Genomic DNA, 1,493 nt, shown 5'->3' on the forward strand with positions numbered 1-1,493 from the left:
CGCTGGTTTACACCGCGACTTCACTGCCCACACGACGCTCCCCTACCACTCCAAACACCTGAACCAACCCCAGAAGGGGTAGCTAGGTTAATGTTTGAAATCCACAACTTCGGCGGTGTACTTGAGCCCCGCTACATTGTCGGCGCGGAATCACTTGACCAGTGAGCTATTACGCACTCTTTCAAGGATGGCTGCTTCTAAGCCAACCTCCTGGTTGTCTAAGCAACTCCACATCCTTTCCCACTTAGCACACGCTTAGGGGCCTTAGTTGGTGGTCTGGGCTGTTTCCCTCTCGACTATGAAGCTTATCCCCCACAGTCTCACTGCTGCGCTCTCACTTACCGGCATTCGGAGTTTGGCTGACGTCAGTAACCTTGTAGGGCCCATCGGCCATCCAGTAGCTCTACCTCCGGCAAGAAACACGCAACGCTGCACCTAAATGCATTTCGGGGAGAACCAGCTATCACGAAGTTTGATTGGCCTTTCACCCCTACCCACAGCTCATCCCCTCCATTTTCAACTGAAGTGGGTTCGGTCCTCCACGACGTCTTACCGTCGCTTCAACCTGGCCATGGGTAGATCACTTCGCTTCGGGTCTAGATCACGCCACTGCATCGCCCTATTCAGACTCGCTTTCGCTACGGCTACCCCACACGGGTTAACCTCGCGACGTAACACTAACTCGCAGGCTCATTCTTCAAAAGGCACGCCATCACCCCAACACCCATAAATGGATGGAAGCTCTGACGGATTGTAGGCACACGGTTTCAGGTACTATTTCACTCCCCTCCCGGGGTACTTTTCACCTTTCCCTCACGGTACTGGTCCGCTATCGGTCATCAGGGAGTATTTAGGCTTACCAGGTGGTCCTGGCAGATTCGCACGGGATTTCTCGGGCCCCGTACTACTTGGGATACTCTCCAAGCGGCAGCACGCATTACAGCTACGGGACTCTCACCCACTCCGGTCGGGCCTTCAAACCCGTTCACCTATACGCCTGCACTCACTTCACCAGCCCGGCAGAACTGATACGGAAAGTCCCGCAACCCCAGAGATGCAACGCCCGCCGGCTATCACACACCACTGGTTTAGCCTCATCCGCGTTCGCTCGCCACTACTAACGGAATCACTATTGTTTTCTCTTCCTGTGGGTACTGAGATGTTTCACTTCCCCACGTTCCCCCCACGTACCCTATGTGTTCAGATACGGGTCACCACGTCGCAACAAGTACGCGTAGCAGGGTTTCCCCATTCGGACATCCTGGGATCAAAGTTCGGTTATCAACTCCCCCAGGCTTATCGCAGATTCCCACGTCCTTCTTCGGCTCCTGATGCCAAGGCATCCACCGTGTGCCCTTAAAAACTTGACGAACACACACAACCAACACACCAGAACCACCCCACAAAAGGGCAGAACCAGCGCAAACGATTGCGCGCATACACAAAAAATAAGATGCTCGCGTCCACTATGCAGTTCTCAAACAACAACCCCA

Annotated in this window: 1 rRNA gene; it reads right to left on the minus strand. The window is 54.1% G+C overall.

Annotation, left to right across the window (positions count from 1 at the left end):
• Window positions 1-1,370 (minus strand): 23S ribosomal RNA (locus tag ACX80C_RS19310); the annotation flags it as partial.
• Between the last annotated feature and the right edge of the window lie 123 nt (window positions 1,371-1,493).

Source organism: Arthrobacter tecti (assembly GCF_054511355.1).